Source organism: Mesorhizobium sp. DCY119 (assembly GCF_003590645.1).
In the GTDB taxonomy this organism is placed as follows: domain Bacteria; phylum Pseudomonadota; class Alphaproteobacteria; order Rhizobiales; family Rhizobiaceae; genus Mesorhizobium_M.
Window position 1 is genome coordinate 2,359,814 of sequence record NZ_CP031834.1, and the last position, 16,122, is coordinate 2,375,935.

Annotated in this window: 15 protein-coding genes; 6 read left to right on the forward strand and 9 right to left on the reverse strand. The window is 62.7% G+C overall.

What is annotated here, in order from left to right:
• Positions 1 to 202: 202 nt before the first annotated feature.
• From DZG07_RS11390 to DZG07_RS11405, 4 genes are all read right to left on the reverse strand, one after another.
• Positions 203 to 1,474: a beta-ketoacyl-ACP synthase gene (locus DZG07_RS11390; protein ID WP_091912376.1), complete on the reverse strand. Its 1,272-nt coding sequence runs from the start codon at positions 1,472 to 1,474 to the stop codon at positions 203 to 205.
• 17 nt (positions 1,475 to 1,491) lie between these two features.
• Complete coding sequence (locus DZG07_RS11395) at positions 1,492 to 2,682, reverse strand: beta-ketoacyl-ACP synthase (RefSeq protein WP_119817072.1); 1,191 nt, start codon at positions 2,680 to 2,682, stop codon at positions 1,492 to 1,494.
• 43 nt (positions 2,683 to 2,725) lie between these two features.
• Positions 2,726 to 3,010: an acyl carrier protein gene (locus tag DZG07_RS11400; protein WP_091912840.1), complete on the reverse strand. Its 285-nt coding sequence runs from the start codon at positions 3,008 to 3,010 to the stop codon at positions 2,726 to 2,728.
• 136 nt (positions 3,011 to 3,146) lie between these two features.
• On the reverse strand, positions 3,147 to 3,701 hold the full coding sequence (locus DZG07_RS11405) for a histidine phosphatase family protein (RefSeq protein ID WP_091912381.1): 555 nt from the start codon (positions 3,699 to 3,701) through the stop codon (positions 3,147 to 3,149).
• 116 nt (positions 3,702 to 3,817) lie between these two features.
• On the opposite strand from DZG07_RS11405, the gene DZG07_RS11410 reads away from it, so the two are divergent.
• The 3 genes from DZG07_RS11410 to DZG07_RS11420 all read left to right on the forward strand — a co-directional run bounded on the left by DZG07_RS11410 (position 3,818) and on the right by DZG07_RS11420 (position 7,595).
• Positions 3,818 to 4,765 (forward strand): AEC family transporter, encoded by a 948-nt coding sequence (locus tag DZG07_RS11410; protein ID WP_119817075.1) that lies wholly within the window; start codon positions 3,818 to 3,820, stop codon positions 4,763 to 4,765.
• A gap of 191 nt (positions 4,766 to 4,956) precedes the next feature.
• Positions 4,957 to 6,414, forward strand: coding sequence for an NAD-dependent succinate-semialdehyde dehydrogenase (locus tag DZG07_RS11415; RefSeq protein WP_119817078.1), 1,458 nt, complete (start codon positions 4,957 to 4,959; stop codon positions 6,412 to 6,414).
• Positions 6,415 to 6,575: 161 nt separating this feature from the next.
• Positions 6,576 to 7,595 (forward strand): aldose epimerase family protein, encoded by a 1,020-nt coding sequence (locus tag DZG07_RS11420; protein ID WP_119817080.1) that lies wholly within the window; start codon positions 6,576 to 6,578, stop codon positions 7,593 to 7,595.
• Between the two features lie 13 nt (positions 7,596 to 7,608).
• On the opposite strand, the gene DZG07_RS11425 is transcribed toward DZG07_RS11420, so the two are convergent.
• Complete coding sequence (locus tag DZG07_RS11425) at positions 7,609 to 8,526, reverse strand: sugar kinase (RefSeq protein ID WP_119817083.1); 918 nt, start codon at positions 8,524 to 8,526, stop codon at positions 7,609 to 7,611.
• 151 nt (positions 8,527 to 8,677) lie between these two features.
• On the opposite strand from DZG07_RS11425, the gene DZG07_RS11430 reads away from it, so the two are divergent.
• Together DZG07_RS11430 and DZG07_RS11435 are read left to right on the forward strand one after the other, a co-directional pair.
• Positions 8,678 to 9,115, forward strand: a complete 438-nt coding sequence (locus DZG07_RS11430) for a FixH family protein (protein ID WP_119817085.1) — start codon at positions 8,678 to 8,680, stop codon at positions 9,113 to 9,115.
• Positions 9,116 to 9,117: 2 nt separating this feature from the next.
• Positions 9,118 to 10,326 (forward strand): cytochrome c peroxidase, encoded by a 1,209-nt coding sequence (locus tag DZG07_RS11435; protein WP_119817088.1) that lies wholly within the window; start codon positions 9,118 to 9,120, stop codon positions 10,324 to 10,326.
• 56 nt (positions 10,327 to 10,382) lie between these two features.
• On the opposite strand, the gene DZG07_RS11440 is transcribed toward DZG07_RS11435, so the two are convergent.
• A complete protein-coding gene (locus DZG07_RS11440) occupies positions 10,383 to 10,835 on the reverse strand; it encodes an Lrp/AsnC ligand binding domain-containing protein (RefSeq protein WP_091912393.1) in 453 nt (150 codons plus the stop codon).
• A gap of 140 nt (positions 10,836 to 10,975) precedes the next feature.
• Here DZG07_RS11440 and putA point away from each other — a divergent pair, with 140 nt between their 5' ends.
• The gene (gene putA, locus DZG07_RS11445; protein WP_197716849.1) at positions 10,976 to 14,599 is read left to right on the forward strand and encodes a bifunctional proline dehydrogenase/L-glutamate gamma-semialdehyde dehydrogenase PutA; all 3,624 of its coding nucleotides are present in this window, start codon (positions 10,976 to 10,978) and stop codon (positions 14,597 to 14,599) included.
• Here putA and DZG07_RS11450 read toward each other — a convergent pair whose 3' ends face one another.
• The 3 genes from DZG07_RS11450 to DZG07_RS11465 form a co-directional block, all read right to left on the reverse strand.
• Positions 14,600 to 14,971 carry a VOC family protein gene (locus tag DZG07_RS11450; RefSeq protein WP_119817091.1) on the reverse strand — a complete coding sequence of 124 codons (372 nt, stop codon included), beginning with the start codon at positions 14,969 to 14,971 and terminating at the stop codon, positions 14,600 to 14,602.
• 1 nt (position 14,972) lies between these two features.
• Positions 14,973 to 15,287 carry an antibiotic biosynthesis monooxygenase gene (locus tag DZG07_RS11455; protein ID WP_091912399.1) on the reverse strand — a complete coding sequence of 105 codons (315 nt, stop codon included), beginning with the start codon at positions 15,285 to 15,287 and terminating at the stop codon, positions 14,973 to 14,975.
• A gap of 352 nt (positions 15,288 to 15,639) precedes the next feature.
• Positions 15,640 to 16,086 (reverse strand): hypothetical protein, encoded by a 447-nt coding sequence (locus DZG07_RS11465; RefSeq protein WP_119817097.1) that lies wholly within the window; start codon positions 16,084 to 16,086, stop codon positions 15,640 to 15,642.
• Between the last annotated feature and the right edge of the window lie 36 nt (positions 16,087 to 16,122).

A 16,122-nucleotide genomic window follows, 5' to 3' on the forward strand; every position in this document is an offset into this window, starting at 1 on the left:
GTCCGATCTAGAACGGTGCGTCCTTCGAGGCTCGCTTCGCTCGCACCTCAGGATGAGGGAGGTTGTGCGATTCACCTGACCTCTTGAACGCCTGCGCGTCAGAACTCGGGTGAAGCATGGCGCCAACGTCCTCATCCTGAGGTGCGAGCGAAGCGAGCCTCGAAGGACGCACCAAAATGCCGAAAGATGTCGATGGCCGCTACTAGACCGGTTCCCGCGCCATGACAAGGCAGGTGTTCTGGCCGCCGAAGCCGAAGGAATTGGAAAGCACGGTGGCGACCTCGGCGTCGCGCTTCTTGTTCGGCACCACGTCCAGTTCGATCGCCGGGTCGGGATTGTCGTAATTGATCGTCGGCGGGATGACGCCTTCGCGCATCGTCAGCAGTGAAAATGCCGCCTCGATGGCGCCGGCGGCAGACAGCGTATGGCCGATCATCGACTTGTTGGACGAGATCGGCGTGGTGCGCATGCGCTCGCCGAACACGGTCGACAGCGACAGGTGCTCCATCTTGTCGTTTTCCGGCGTCGAGGTGCCGTGCGCATTGACATAGGAAATGCCGTTTTCGCCAAGCCCGGCATCGGAAAGTGCTGCCTTGACCGCACCGATCGCCGGCGAGCCGTCGGGCTTGGAGCGGGTGCGATGGAAGTCGTCGGCCTTTTCGCCGCAGCCCTGCAAAATGCCGAGCACGGTCGCGCCGCGCGCCAGCGCGCTTTCGAGCGATTCGAGCACGAGGGCGGCCGAACCTTCGGCGATGACGAAGCCGTCGCGGTCCTTGGAGAAGGGTTTCGAGGCCTTTTCGGGAATGTCGTTATGCGTCGACAGGGCCGAGAGCAGCGAGAATCGGATCAGCGCTTCCGCTGTAACCGAGCCGTCCGCGCCGATCGACAGCGCGCGGTCGCATTCGCCGCGCCGGATCGCCTCGACGCCGAGCTGGATCGCGGTCGCGCCCGAGGCGCAGGCAGTCGACAGCGTGATTGGCAGGCCGCGCGTGCCGAACTCGTCGGCGAGGCGGGCGGCGATCGAGCCGAATTGCGAGGTCTCGAAAGTATCGAGCGTCGGCAGGTTGCGGGCAACCGTCAGCAGGCGGTCGGAGGCGCTGCCGTCCTTGCCGGTGTTGTAGAGCGAGAAGCGCTCGCGCCAGTCGAGCTCGACCGGCGGGGAGGCGAGGAACAGCGGGCCGCCGAAATCATCGGGGTCGAGGCCTGATTCCGCGATCGCCTCGCGGCCGGCGGTCTCGGCCAGCTCATAGGTCAGGGCGCTGGCGCCCTTGTCGCTCGACGGCAGGAAGTCGACCGTGCCGGCGATGCGCGTGTTGAGATGATCGATGGGAAACCGCGTGATCGGATGAATGCCCGAGCGGCCGGAGGTCAGTGCTGCCCAATTGTCGGCCTTGCCGACGCCGAGCGAGGTGACAACGCCAATGCCGGTTACGGCGACGATCGGCCTGCCGAGATGGTCGTTGTATTTAGCCATGTCCGTTTCCCGGCGGTTCAATCAGCAGCGGCGACGAGCGCCATGCCCTCGAAATAGTGATAGCCGACCGCCGTTGCCAGAACGGTGTGCGGAATTCCTTCGAAAGGTTTTTCCACCGTCGCGTCAAAGGCCGGATAGCCGGCCTTGCGGTCGATGGCGAGTGCTGCCAGCGCGACGGCGAAAGGAAACTGTGCTTCCTTCATGTGGCCCGTAAGCGTCCCGAAGGCACGCGCTGCGAGGGCGGCATTCTTTTCGAATGCGGCTTTCTCGGCCTTTGTCGCGGCATGCGCGCCGGATGCGCCCGACATGGTCAGCAACGGACCGTCCAGAAGGGCGGTCTTCTCAAGCATCGCGCTGACGACCTCTGCGAGGTCTTCCTTGCGGCGCCGGGCACGGCCGGAAATCACTGGCCCGAGCTGGGCGTAGATGTGACGTCCGCGCGCCTTGGCGTGTTCGCGTGATTCGAGCACCAGGAAGGCAGCACCCGATCCGCTGACGACGCCGCCGCCTTCCGAGCCATCGCGCTGCCATACGGGCTTCCAAGGGCCGCGGTGCAGATAGCCGCCGAGTTCGTAGCCCAGCAGCATGTCGGAATGCTCGGTCTGGAATGCGCCGCCGACCAGCATATGGGTCGACTGGCCCGAACGGATGCGCGCCGCAGCCGTTTCCACGGCCGAGACCCCAGCACCTTCCTCGCCCATGAAGGTGCGGGACGAGCCGGTCACCTTGTGGACGATGGAGATGTTGCCGGCGAGCAGATTGGAAAGCTGCGCCAGGAACAGCGTTGGGCGCAGTTCGGTCGTCAGTTTCTCGTTGAGCAGCACGTCGCGGTCGTTGCGGCTTTCGGAAGCGGCGAGGATGGCGTTGTCGACCGTTTCGTCGCGTTCGCCGCCGCCGGCAGCCACCACCATGTCCATGGTCGCGCAGAGCGCTTCGTCAGCCTTGATGCCAGCATCGTCCAGCGCAAGGCCGGCCGTATAGGTGCCGAGCCGCTGCCAGGTTTCCATCTGGCGCTGGTCGCCGCGCTTGGCGATCTGCAGGCCCCAGTCGATCTCGGGCAGGGGGTGGATGGAGTAGGGCGCATAGCGTGACGAATCGACGACCGGCTCAGCGCCGGCTGCGGTCAATTTCTGCCAATGCGCATCGGTGCCTTCGCCAAGCGAAGAGACAAGGCCGATACCGGTGATGACGACGTCGTGTGCGCTCATGGGCGGTTGTTGTCGGTCGGGCGGCCTGTCCCCGTCAAGGGGGTCAGACTGCTGCCTTTGCCGCGACGAGGCCGTCGATCTTGGCGCAGAGGTTCTTCATCAGGAAATATTCGTCGGTGGATGCCTTGCCGTCATTGACGTCCTGCGTCCACTTTTCCAGCGGCACCTTGATGCCGAATTCCTTGTCGATCGCAAACACGATGTCGAGGAAATCAAGGCTGTCGATGCCGAGATCGTCGATCGTGTGGCTTTCCGGGGTGATGGTGTCGATGTCGATCTCGCTCGTGTCGGCGATGATCTTGGCAACTTTCTCGAATGTCGTGGACACGGCTTTTCCTTCAAGTGCGGGCGGATTCCATCCGCGCATGTTTGTTCGGCTCTCTAATCCGTTTTTCCGGGCAGGAAAAGACCAAATCGGCCTTTGCCGGCTAGGCGCAGGGGAAGCACGGGCAATTCCCATGCCATCAATTGAAGACGATTCGCCCCAGAATATGCAGCCCCTCACCCTCCGGGCGCACGATTACGGCTTCGCCTTCTCGCGCCGGGCCGCCGGTAAGTGCGGTGATATTTTCCAGATGTGTGACGAGAATAAGGTTTCCAGAGCCGCTGTATGAGCGGATTTCCTGCATGACCGCATCGTCCTGGGCCTTCAGCGTCGAGCCGTCCGGGGCAGGCCGGTCGAGCGGCGCGAAAGGCTCGACGATCCGGTCGCCGAATGCCAGGCGGGCGGTTTCGAGCGCGTTGCAGTAGCGGCTGGACAATACGCGGTCGGTGGTGTCGGCACGGGCTGCGAAAAGCGCGCCGATCTTGCGTGCCTGCTGTTTGCCGCGGTCCGACAGATTGCGCTGCGTGCCGCATTTCTCGATATCGAAATTGGTCGGCTCGCCGGTTCCGGGCGTCATCGCGTGGCGCAGAAGCACGACATGGCCGCCGTCGCGCAGCAGGGCCCAGCCCGCTTCCGTGGCTTGTGCCGGCGATAGCGAAAACAATAAAAACAAGGCGATGACGAATTTCTGCATGCGTAACCCTAACCCCACAAGAGGGATATAGGGATGCGAAACCGTCATGAAAGGCAAGCCGGGCGAGATGTCGGTGGCGATTGCGCTAAAGCCTTCGCTCGCCTATCAGGGAGAAAATGTCTCCCCTCGTCGAAACCGTCCTTTTCGTATTCGGTCTTGTGACGCTTGGCTATCTCGCCGGGCTGACCGGCTATTTGAAGGCGGATGTGGGCGACGCGCTTTCGCAGTTCGCGGTCGGGGTCGCTCTGCCGGTGCTGTTGTTCCGCACGATGGTGAGCGCCGATTTCCACGGCTCGGCACCGTGGGCGCTTTGGGCGACCTATTTCACCGCGGTTGCGGTGACATGGACCGCCGGGCATCTCGCGATGACGAGAATCTTCGGGCGGGATTCGCAGGCGGGTGTCGTGGGTGGCGTTGCTGCCTCGTTTTCCAATGTGCTCCTGCTTGGATTTCCCTTCATGCTCGGCGTCTTCGGGCATCAAGGGGTCGAGATATTGTCGCTGATCATCTCGGTGCATCTGCCGACCATGCTGGCCGCCTCGATCATCTTGTTCGAGATTTTCGGCGGCAGGAAGAACGGCGTCCATCCGCTGCACATTGCCCGCGACTTTCTGCGCCGTCTTTACAAGAACTCGCTGATCATCGGCATTTTTGCAGGCGTGCTCTGGCGTCTCACCGGCCTGCCGCTGCCGGGACTGGCCATCCGGCTTGTCGACGCGCTTGCAGATGTTGCCGGACCGCTGGCGCTTTTTGCGATGGGTCTTGGCCTGCGCAGATTCGGCATTTCGGGGAATGTCCGGCCGGCCCTGGTTCATTCCACGCTTAAGCTGTTCCTGATGCCGGCGGCGGCACTCGGGGCGGCATGGCTGTTCGGCCTTCCGCCGATGTCGGCCAAGGTCGCGGTGGCCGCAGCCTCGTTGCCGGCGGGCGTCAATTCCTATCTCATTGCCACGCAGTTTGGCACCGGGCAGGCGCTTGCCTCGAACCAGATGACGATCGCCACCGCCTGCGCCGTCGTTACAACGGCGCTGTGGCTGACGATTGCCCAGATGGTCTTCGGATAGCGCTGGACCAGTCCGTCCATGGATCAAGGCGATTGATCCAACAGCACTCCCTAAGGTAAGAGGTGGCGCGATCGTCGATCGAGCCTATATTCAAGGCCAGACACGACGGCCCGCCGGGCGCTTCGTTCGTCCGGTTCATCGAATTCCAGAGGATCAGCGTGCTCTGACGCGCTGCACGAGAGGCGAGAACGATGTTGCAGAAAACCAGCCACTTCATGAAGCAGGCCAACCTCATCAACGGCGAATGGGTGCAGGCCGATTCCGGCAAGACCATCGACGTGATCAACCCGGCGACAGGCCTGAAGATCGGCACCGTTCCGCGCTCAGGTGCTGCCGAGACGCGCCGCGCCATCGAGGCTGCCAGCGAGGCCTTCAAGACCTTCCGCAAGACCTCGGCGCTCGAGCGCTCCAAGTGGCTGCGCAAGCTGCATGACGCCATCATGGACAATCAGGACGCACTGGCCGAACTGCTTACTCTGGAGCAGGGCAAGTCGCTGACCGAAGCCAAGGGCGAAGTTGGCTCGTCGGCCGCTTACGTGCTGTGGTTCGCCGAAGAGGCACGCCGCGCCTATGGCGATGTCGTGCCGTCGCCGTGGGCCGACCGCCGCATTCTCGTCACCAAGGAGCCGGTCGGCGTCATCGCCGCGATCACGCCTTGGAACTTCCCGTCCTCGATGCTGTCGCGCAAGATCGGCCCCGCACTCGCCGCCGGCTGCACCGCCGTGGTCAAGCCTGCATCGCAGACGCCTTACTCAGGCCTGGCCTGGGGTGCGCTGTGCGAGGAAGTCGGCATCCCGAAGGGCGTCGTCAACATCATCACCGGCTCGGCAGGCGAGATTGGCGACGAGATCTGCGCAAACCCGCTGGTCAAGAAGATCACCTTCACCGGCTCGACCGAGGTCGGCAAGATGCTGATCGAGAAGTCGGCTTCGACGGTCAAGAAGGTCTCGATGGAACTCGGCGGCAACGCGCCGTTCCTGGTCTTCGACGATGCCGATCTCGATCGCGCGGTCGAAGGCGCCATCACCGCGAAGTTCCGCAATTCCGGCCAGACCTGCGTCTGCACCAACCGCTTCTTCGTGCAGGCAGGCATCTATGACAAGTTCGTCGAGAAACTGGCCGCTGCCTCCAACAACCTCAAGGTCGGTCCCGGCCTGGAAGCCGGCGTGCAGCAGGGCCCGCTGATCGACGAGAAGGCCGTCGAGAAGGTCGAGGAGTTCATCGCGGACGCTACCGCCAATGGTGGCAAGGTCGTTGCCGGCGGCAAGCGCCACGCGCTGGGCGGCTCCTTCTTCCAGCCGACCGTCATCGCCAACGCCACGCCGAACATGAAGTTCATGAAGGACGAGATTTTTGGCCCCGTCGCACCCGTCTTCAAGTTCGAAACGGAAGAAGAGGGCGTGGAGCTTGCCAACGATACAGAGTTCGGCCTCGCTTCCTACTTCTACACCGGCGACCTGGGCCGTGCCTTCCGCGTGATGGAAGGCCTGAAATACGGCATGGTCGGCGTCAATGAAGGCCTGATCACCACGCCGGAAGCGCCGTTCGGCGGCGTCAAGGAATCCGGCCTGGGTCGCGAGGGTGGCCATCAGGGCATGGATGACTATCTCGACACCAAATATGTCTGCATCGGCGGCCTCGGCCTCTGATCCTGTCAGGCACCAACCCGTCCGATCGGACGGGCGGTGCTTTGACACTTGAAATCGATCGACAACCCCAGAAACCGGTTCCGGTTTCTGGGGTTGTTTGTTAGAGCGCTTGTCTGGCTGAGCCATTGAGGCGGCCGGATTCATGCCTGATCGGAGGGGATATGGCGAACGGTGAAGTCTTCGGCACAGCGAGCGACGGAAAGCCGGTTCAGCAGCTTACGATTGCCGCGGGCGGGCTTTCGGCAAACATCATCACCTGGGGTGCCGTCGTTCAGGATCTGCGCCTGGCCGATCATGATGCGCCTTTGGTGCTCGGTTTTGAGCGCTTCGAGGATTATCTCGCATCGCCCGGGTATTTCGGCGCCATCGTCGGGCGCCATGCCAACCGCATCCGGGACGGGCGCTTCATGCTCGACGGCAAGCGTTTTCAGATCGATCAGGACAAGCCCGGGACGCATGGGCTGCATGGCGGCTCGGAAGGTTACTTCAATCGAATCTGGGATGTGATTGAAAACGGGCGGGATTTCGTCACGCTAGGCCTGCGCGATCCCGACGGATCCATGGGCTTTCCGGGCACGCTGGACGCGCGTTGCACCTATCGCATCAAGGGTTCCGGTTCGCTTTCGATCGAACTCACGGCAACCAGCGATGAGCCGACACTCTGCAATCTGGCGCAGCATTCCTATTTCAATCTCGACAATGGCGGCAGCGGCGAGGTTCTCGATCATCGCCTGATGCTTGCGGCGGCTGCCTATCTTCCCGTAGATGAAAAACTCATTCCGGCCGGCGTTGTCCAGCCTGTCGAGGGTACGGGTTTCGATTTCCGGCAGGCCCGCCCGTTGCGAGCCACTAAGGGTCAGGCACAGGTCGACTACGACAACAACTTCTGCCTTGCCGCAGCGCGTGGCGCGCTCAAGCAGGCTGCCTGGGTGCAGGGCGCTGCTTCGGGCGTCGAGATGGAAGTCTGGACGACCGAGCCGGGTATCCAGCTCTATATCGGCCAGTATGTCGCGCCGGAAGCCAAGGGTTTGGGCGGTCGCCGCTACAAGGCCTATTCCGGTCTTTGCCTCGAGGCGCAGACATGGCCGGATTCGCCTAATCGTCCCTATTTTCCGCACGCCGTGCTGCGGCCGGGAGAAACATACCGGCAGGTGACGGAATATCGGTTCCGCGCTGGCTGAATCCGAACGAAAACTACCGATCGAACGCCAGTTTCAGGATATCGAAGGGTGCGAGCGCCCCGCGCACCTGCACGACCGCTCCAGCCACGCGATGGGCGCGCTTGACCGCGTCCGTCGGTGCGATGCCGAGCAGGCGGGCTGAAAGATAAGCGCCGTTGAAGCTGTCGCCGGCGCCGGTCGTGTCGACAGGGAGGACGGAGACCGCGGGGACTGAGACTGTGTTCTCGTAATGAGAGATAAGCGCATCGTGCTCGCCGTTCTTGACGACGATCTCCGCGACACCTGCCTTCTCGAGCCGCCCGATGGTGGCTTCGGGCGAGTCGTCCCCATAAAGCTCCTGCTCATCAGGAAAGGTCGGCAGAGCGATATCGGTGACCTTCAGCGCTTCGCCGATCGCCTCGCGGGCGGTGGCAATATCCGGCCAGAGCCGCGCGCGATAATTCGGGTCGAAGGCGATATGGCAGCCATGCGACCGCGCCGTCGCGATGGCCTGCAGCAGCGTGCGCCTGGCAACCGGTTCCAGAATTGCCAAAGTGATTCCGGAAAAGTAGACAAGCGACCGATTTTCAAGGCTTTTTGCCAATGCGGCGGCATTGCTGGCAAGCTGGCGCGCGGCAGCGTCGCCCCGCCAATAGGTGAAAGAACGTTCGGCACCCGTCAGCTTGATCGCATAGAGGCCGGGGCGTGCGCCGGGAATGACCGGGCTTGAAGCGATGCCGATATCGTGTTCGCGGAAAAAGGCGATCTGGTCGGTCGAGAAGGGATCATCGCCGAAGGCTGAGACGAAGTCGACATGGTGGCCCGGGCTCAAGGCGCGCATTGCCCACAGCGTGTTGAACGTGTCGCCGGCAAAACCCATGCGCCAGACCTGCGAGCTTTGCCCCGACAGTTCGATCATGCATTCGCCAATCGCCGCAATGCCGTTTGTCATGTCGTTCTCCTCTCGCCGCACCGTCGTTTTAGCGTGTCGAGGGTGTACTGGCTACTTCCCTGATATGGAAGGATATTTGGCTGCTTTTCGTTGTTGTCTTCACAGACTAACGTGCCGCTTGCGCAAACGGGATTCGGCGAGGAGTGCGAAAATGATTTTCAACTGGCGTTATCTCGTCGCGATCATCGGCATTGCGGCCATCGCTGCGATCGCCTTCTCGAAGATGCACATGGCGCCGCCGCCGTCCGAGCTCGATCTTGCCCGCTCCAAGCCGAGCGAAAAGGGCGTTTATGCCGTCTCGATCGAACCGGAGGCGGGGGAGGTGAAGCAGGGCGAGCTTCACAACTGGATCGTTGCCGTGAAAACACCGGACGGCAAGGCAGTCGACGGCGCGAAAATTGCGGTCGACGGCGGCATGCCGCAACATGGCCACGGTCTGCCGACAGCGCCGCAGATGACGGGCGAACTCGGCGAGGGCCGCTATCGCATTGAAGGCGTCAAATTCAACATGGGCGGCTGGTGGGAGCTGAAATTCGCCATTTCCGCGCCGCAGGGCGATGATCACGTGGTGTTCAATCTGGTGCTGTAGAAATGCGCCGCATCCTGCCGTCTCTTCCCATCGTGGCGCTTGTCATGAGCGGGATGCTGGCGGCCTGCAAACCGCCGGAACTGACCGAGGCGGAGAAGAAGACGGTTGCATCGCTGTCGCTTTCGGCACTGCCGCCGCTGCCGGCCGACCCCACCAACAAATATGCCGACCTGCCGGCTGCGGCAGCTTTTGGCGCGACGCTGTTCTTTGAGCAGCGTCTCAGCCGGAATGGCGATGTCGCATGCGGCACCTGTCACCTGATCGATCGGCAGTTCCAGGACGACTTGCCGCTTGCCAAGGGCATAACCACCACAAATCGCCGCACCATGCCGCTGGCAGATGTTGCGCGCAGCCCGTTCCTGTTCTGGGATGGCCGCCGCGACAGCCTTTGGTCGCAGGCGCTGACGCCGCTGGAGGATGCCCGCGAGCATGGCGGCAACCGCACCCTCTATGCGCATTTCATCAAGGCCCATCTCGCCGACCGTTATGAGCGGATTTTCGGGCCATTGCCTGATCTGGAGGGTCTGCCGGCAAATGCCGGGCCGCTCGGCAACGATGCGGAAAAAGCCGCATGGGCGGGCATGAGCGAAGAGCAGCGGCAGACAATCAGCCGCGTCTTTTCCAATCTCGGCAAGGCGATCGCCGCCTTCGAGCGCTCGATCGTTCATGAAAAAACGCGCTTCGACCGCTTTGCCGATGCCGTTACCGCAGACAGAACGCCCGAAGGCGAGGCGGCACTTTCCGACGAGGAAGTCTATGGATTGCGCCTGTTCGTCGGCAAGGCGAACTGCGTCGAATGCCATAATGGCCCGCGCTTCACCGACGATCATTTCCACAACACCGGCATTCCCGCCGTCGCCGGTCTGCCGGAAGATCTGGGTCGTGAGACAGCGGTGAAGCAGGTCCAGAACGACCCGTTCAATTGCCTCGGTGCCTTCAGCGATGCCGGTCCCGAAGCCTGCGGCGAGCTACGCTTCATGGTGACTTCCGGCCCGCAACTTACGCGCGCCTACAAGACGCCGTCGCTGCGCGGCGCAGCCGGCAGACCGCCTTATATGCATGCCGGCCAGATCAAGCGGCTGGAAGATGTCGTCGACCACTATGTCCGCGCGCCGGCAAGCCCGAGCGGAAAATCTGAAGTCGTCCCGTTGTCGATCTCCGAGCGCGAGCGGGCCGCATTGATAGCGTTCCTGAAGACGATTTCGGATTAAGCATCGGACCGAAAAGTGGATCCGGTTTTCGGGTAATTCCGATGCTAACTCAAAGTCTACCGATCCTTCACCGTCTCCATCGCCACGAAGGTCGAGGTCTGCGCGACGTGGGGCAGGGCAGAGATGCGCTCGCCCAGCACGCGGCGATAGGCTGCGATGTCGGTGGTGCGGACCTTCAGCAGGTAATCGAAGCTTGCCGCCATCATGTGGCACTGCTCGATCTCGCGCACGGCATGGACCGAACGGTTGAAGGCATCGAGTGCGGCCGAGCGCGTGTCCGACAGTTTCACCTGCACGAAGGCGACATGGCCTTCGCCCATGCGCTCGCGGTCGATCACTGCCGAATAGCCGCGAATGAAGCCGTCCTGCTCCAGACGCCGCACCCGCGCCTGCACCGGCGTCTTCGACAGGCCGACCTGCGCGGCAAGTTCGGCCATGGAAAGCCGGCCATCGCGCGAAAGGGCTGCGAGGATGTTGCGGTCGATGCGATCCAATTGGTCTTTTGACATTCGAAACGAAGTCCAGTGTTATAGAAAACTGACTTATCTATAGTCCAATTAGCCTTTCCAGTGCAATATTTTGGACCGATTGAAAAAGAGGTTTATGATAGACCTCGAAGCCGTCTCCAAACCGTTTCACCGCCAGCAGGATGTCCATGACCGCTCCATTGCTCGACACCATTCGTACCCAGATCCGCGCCAACTATCTGCCTGACGAGGACGAGGCGCTGGCCCGGCTTGTCGAGACGGCAGGACTGAGCAAAGCCGAGCGCAAGGCGATCACGGGGCGGGCGGTGCAACTGGTCAAAGCGGTGCGCGGTTCCACCGATCCGCGGTTGATGGAAGTGTTTCTGTCCGCCTACGGCCTCTCCACCAAGGAAGGCGTGGCGCTGATGTGCCTGGCCGAGGCGCTGCTGCGCGTGCCGGACACGCAGACCATGGACGACCTGATCCAGGACAAGATCGCCCCGCATGACTGGTCGGCGCATTCGGGCGGGTCGAGTTCGATCTTCGTCAACGCATCGACCTGGGCGCTGATGCTGACCGGCCGCGTGCTGGACGAGGGCGAGGACGGCATTGCCGGCACGCTGCACAACATGGTGCGCCGCCTTGGCGAGCCGGTCATCCGTAAGGCCGTGGCAGCCGCAATGCGCGAAATGGGCGAGCAGTTCGTGCTTGGCCGCACCATCGCCGAGGCCGTCAAGCGCGGCCGCTCAATGACCGCCAAGGGCTATCTCTATTCCTACGACATGCTCGGCGAGGCGGCTCGCACCGAAGCCGACGCGCTGCGCTATCACCGCGCCTATGCCGATGCGATCTCGTCGCTCAACAGCGGCTCGAACGGCCCGGATATCCGCACCAATCCGGGCATTTCGGTGAAGCTGTCAGCGCTTCACCCTCGCTACGAAGTGGCGCAGAAGGAAACCATGCTGCCGGTCATGGCCAAGCGCCTGCTGTCGCTGGCGATTGCTGCCCGCCACGCCCGAATGGGGCTCAACATCGATGCCGAGGAGGCCGATCGCCTCGACCTGTCGCTGGACGTCATCGAGCGCGTTCTGGCCGATCCAGAACTGGAAGATTGGGACGGTTTCGGCGTCGTCGTGCAGGCCTATGGCCCGCGCTGTGCCTTCGTCATCGACTGGCTCCACGCGCTGGCCAAGCGGCTCGACCGGCGCATCATGGTGCGGCTGGTCAAGGGTGCTTACTGGGATACCGAGATCAAGCGCGCCCAGACGCTCGGCCTCGACGGCTATCCGGTGTTCACGCGCAAGGTCAACACCGATGTTTCCTACATCGCCTGCGCCAAGAAGCTGCTGTCGATGACCGATCGCATCTATCCGCAATTCGCCACCCACAATGCGCATACGGTTGCGGCTATCCTGGCGATGGCGCCTGACCGCGATTGCTTCGAGTTCCAGCGCTTGCATGGCATGGGCGAATCCCTGCACGAGACGGTGCGCAAGACCGAGGGCACGCGCTGCCGCATCTATGCGCCGGTCGGCGCGCATTCCGATCTGCTTGCCTATCTCGTCCGCCGCCTGCTCGAAAACGGCGCCAATTCCTCCTTCGTGCACCAATTGACCGACGAGGACGTGAAGCCCGAAGATATCGCCCGCGATCCGATCGAGGCTGCTGAAACACAAGGTCCGGCGGCAAACCCGGCCATTGCGCGGCCCTCGTCAATCTTCGGGGCAGGGCGGCTCAACGCCAAGGGTTTCGACATCACCGACCCGGTGACGCTGGCGGCTATCGACAAGGCCAGACTGGAATTCGCCACGCCCGAGCGCTGGGCGGCAAAGCCCGTCACCCGCGCTGCCGGCTATGGCAGCCAGCGCAAGCTCGTCAATCCGGCCAAGCCGGACGACATCGTCGGCACGGTGCACGAAGCCGCTGCCAAGCAGGTGTCGACTGCCGTGCGCATCGCGGTTGAGGCGCAGCCGGCCTGGGCAAAACGCTCGGTTGCCGAGCGCGCGGCGATCCTGCGCCGCGCCGCCGATCTCTACGAGGCCAATGCGGTGGAGTTCTTCGCGCTGGCGACGCGGGAGGCCGGCAAGTCGCTGGCAGACGGCGTGGCGGAAGTGCGTGAGGCAGTCGACTTCCTTCGCTATTACGCTGCCGAGGCCGAGAAGGCCGAAGCGGGAACTGTCGCGCGTGGCGTCATCGCCTGCATCTCGCCATGGAATTTCCCGCTGGCGATCTTCACCGGCCAGATCGCTGCGGCCCTCGTTACCGGCAACAGCGTGGTTGCCAAGCCGGCCGAGCAGACGCCGCTGATCGCTGCGCGCGCAGTCGAACTGCTGCGCAAGGCCGGTATTCCCGAGGACGTCATCCAGCTTCTGCCGGGTGATGGCCCGTCGGTCGGCGCGCCGCTGACAGCCGATCCGCGCATCGCCGGTGTCTGCTTCACCGGCTCGACAGAAGTGGCCAAGCTGATCGAAAAGCAATTGGCCGACACGGCGGCATCCGACGCCATGCTGCTTGCCGAAACCGGCGGCATGAATGCGATGATCGTCGATTCCACTGCCTTGCCCGAGCAGGCAGTGCGCGACATCGTCGCTTCCGCCTTCCAGAGTGCCGGCCAGCGCTGCTCGGCGCTGCGCATTCTCTATGTCCAGAAGGACGTCGAGAAGAAGATGCTGGAAATGCTGGAAGGCGCAATGAAAGCATTGAGCGTCGGCGATCCGTGGTCGATCTCGACCGATGTCGGGCCGGTCATCGATGAAGAGGCGCAGAATTCCATCCGCGATTATTGCAGCAAGATGGAAGGCAAGGGCCGCCTGATCGCCAAGCTCGAGGTGCCAGCGAGTGGCCGTTTCGTCGCCCCGCATGTCTTCCGCGTGAAGGGCATCGAGGAGATGGAGCGCGAGATTTTCGGGCCTGTCCTGCATGTCGCGACTTTCGACGCCGACGATCTCGACAAGGTCATTTCCGCCATCAATGCAAAGGGTTATGGGCTAACCTTCGGCCTGCACACACGCATTGAAGGGCGCGTGCAGCACCTTGTCGATCGCATCCATGCCGGCAACATCTATGTCAACCGCAACCAGATCGGCGCCGTCGTCGGCTCGCAGCCTTTCGGCGGCGAGGGACTTTCGGGCACCGGACCCAAGGCAGGCGGCCCGCATTACCTGCGCCGCTTCCGAAAGGCTGAAAGTCTGGCCGCTGTCGAGGTCGAGGGCCAGCCGCTTCCGGCCGTAGAGCTTGCCGAGCAGTTCCCCGATGCGACCCTCAGTGGCTGGAATGTCGCCGCCGACCGCATCATGGTTCTGCGCAAGCACCTGCGCGGCAAGGGTTCGGCCGGCATCGCCGCTGCTGCTGCGATCGACTACGGGCAGATCGATCTGCCGGGTCCGACCGGCGAGGCCAACACGCTGGCGCTGGACCCGCGCGGCCGCGTGCTGTGCCTTGGTCCGGACAGCGAGACGTTGCTTGCGCAGGCCATCCAGGCGCTTGCAGCAGGCAATGCCGTGCTGGCGGTCGCGCCCGGCGCCTCAGTGGCCGTCAATGCGCTTACCGGCAAGGGATTGCCGATCGTGGCAATCGACGGTGTAGTGTCTGCGGCTTCCTTGAAATCGCTCGGCGTCGATGTCGTGGCATTTTCCGGTTCGCCCGAGCGTGCAAAGGAAATCCGGCAGGCGCTGGCGGCACGCAAAGGGCCGATCGTACCCCTGATCAGCGAAGTGCTTTATCCTTCGGCTTACGCGCATGAGCGCGCCGTCTGCGTCGACACGACTGCCGCCGGCGGCAATGCGAGCCTGCTGGCGGGAGCATGACTACACTTCTTCCGGCGCGCAGCCGAACCGCAGCAGGTTGCCGTGCGGGTCGTGGACGTAGAATTCCTTCATGTTCCACGGCCTCACGGTGAATGGACTCAGTTTCTCCACGCCGCGCTGCGAAAACTCGGCATGCAACGCCGGCACTTCGCCGCCGCGAATGTAGCAGGACGAAACCTCGGGCAGGGCGCGGTCGGCCGTATACCAGAAATGGATTTCCATCTCGCCGCGGCGGACGATCAGATAGTCGTCCATTTCCGGCTGGATGACCTCGAAGCCAAGCTGGTCGCGATAGAAATCGCGGCTCGCCTTGATGTCGGGCGAGGGCAGGACGGGGATCGTGCGCGCGAAATCGATGGCTTCCGCCGTCATTTCAGGCACCTTCGACGACCGAGAAACCCTCGAACTGGGGATGGCCGATATAGGCGGGTTTGGTCGCACCGGCATTCTTGTGGGCGGCGCGGAAGTTTTCCGACTTGGTCCAGGCGACGAAATCCTCGTAGCTTGCCCAGACCGTATGCGAGGCAAACAGGGTATAGCCTTCAGCCTCGTTCAAAGACCCGCGCAGGAGATGAAACTCCTTGAAGCCGGTCATTTCCGAAAGCTTCGAATCCCGGCCCTTCCAGACATTCTCGAAAGCCTCTTCCGAGCCTGCCTGCACCTTGAAGCGGTTCATTGCGATGTACATTTTCGTCTCCTTCAAATGTTGCGCCGGGAAGGCGCATGTTCTCTTGGCGCATTGCGCGCTTCGTCAGTGGTCGGAAGCCTGATTACCCCATACGGCATCTCGGAGCCAAGTTTCGTGACCGGGTTCGGGCCTGCCTGAGCCGGTCCCGTGTCCCGGTGGTGTTCAAGATCCACGACATTCGGGTTCTGCGCGGTCATATTTTCGCGCTCGCGCAGAAGCGCGAGCAATTCAGGTCTTAGCCCATCGCCACGCGCTGAGGCGAGGCCGTGAAGTCCGGTCAAAGGCAGCATGTAAGTCTTTCCTCATTGGAGTTCTGCCTGCGGCCACGGAGTTCCGGCTGCGAACAGGGCCGTCACACGCCGAAGGCTATTCCGGTTTTCGTTTCCGTCTTGAGTTGGCGCATGCAGGCGGCTGGCTCGACGCCTTCACCGGCGCATTCGGTCGCATGGTTGATCAGCACGCGGCTGATCTTGGCGCAGTCGGCGCCGGCGAGGTCGAAGCGGGTCACCTTGGTCTTGCCCACCGGCAGTTCCTTGAAATCGAGAACGGTCAGGCGATCGACCACGCCGCTTTCGTTGAACAGCGCGATCTCGAAGGCTGCCCTGGAGAGTTCGGAGCCGAGTGCATTGTTGACCACGAAGGTCAGCCGGCAGCCCTTGTCCGAAGGTTGTGCGCCGTTCAGCTCAAGGGTGAGGGCAGGCGCCGGCGCGGTTTCCTGAGAACGCGCTGAGGCAATCGGCAGGCATGAAATCGTCGCGGCTGCGATGATGAGACGGGCTGAAGTCAGGGTGGTGTTCATGGATATCCCCAATTGACTGGTCTGGTCGTTTCAAAA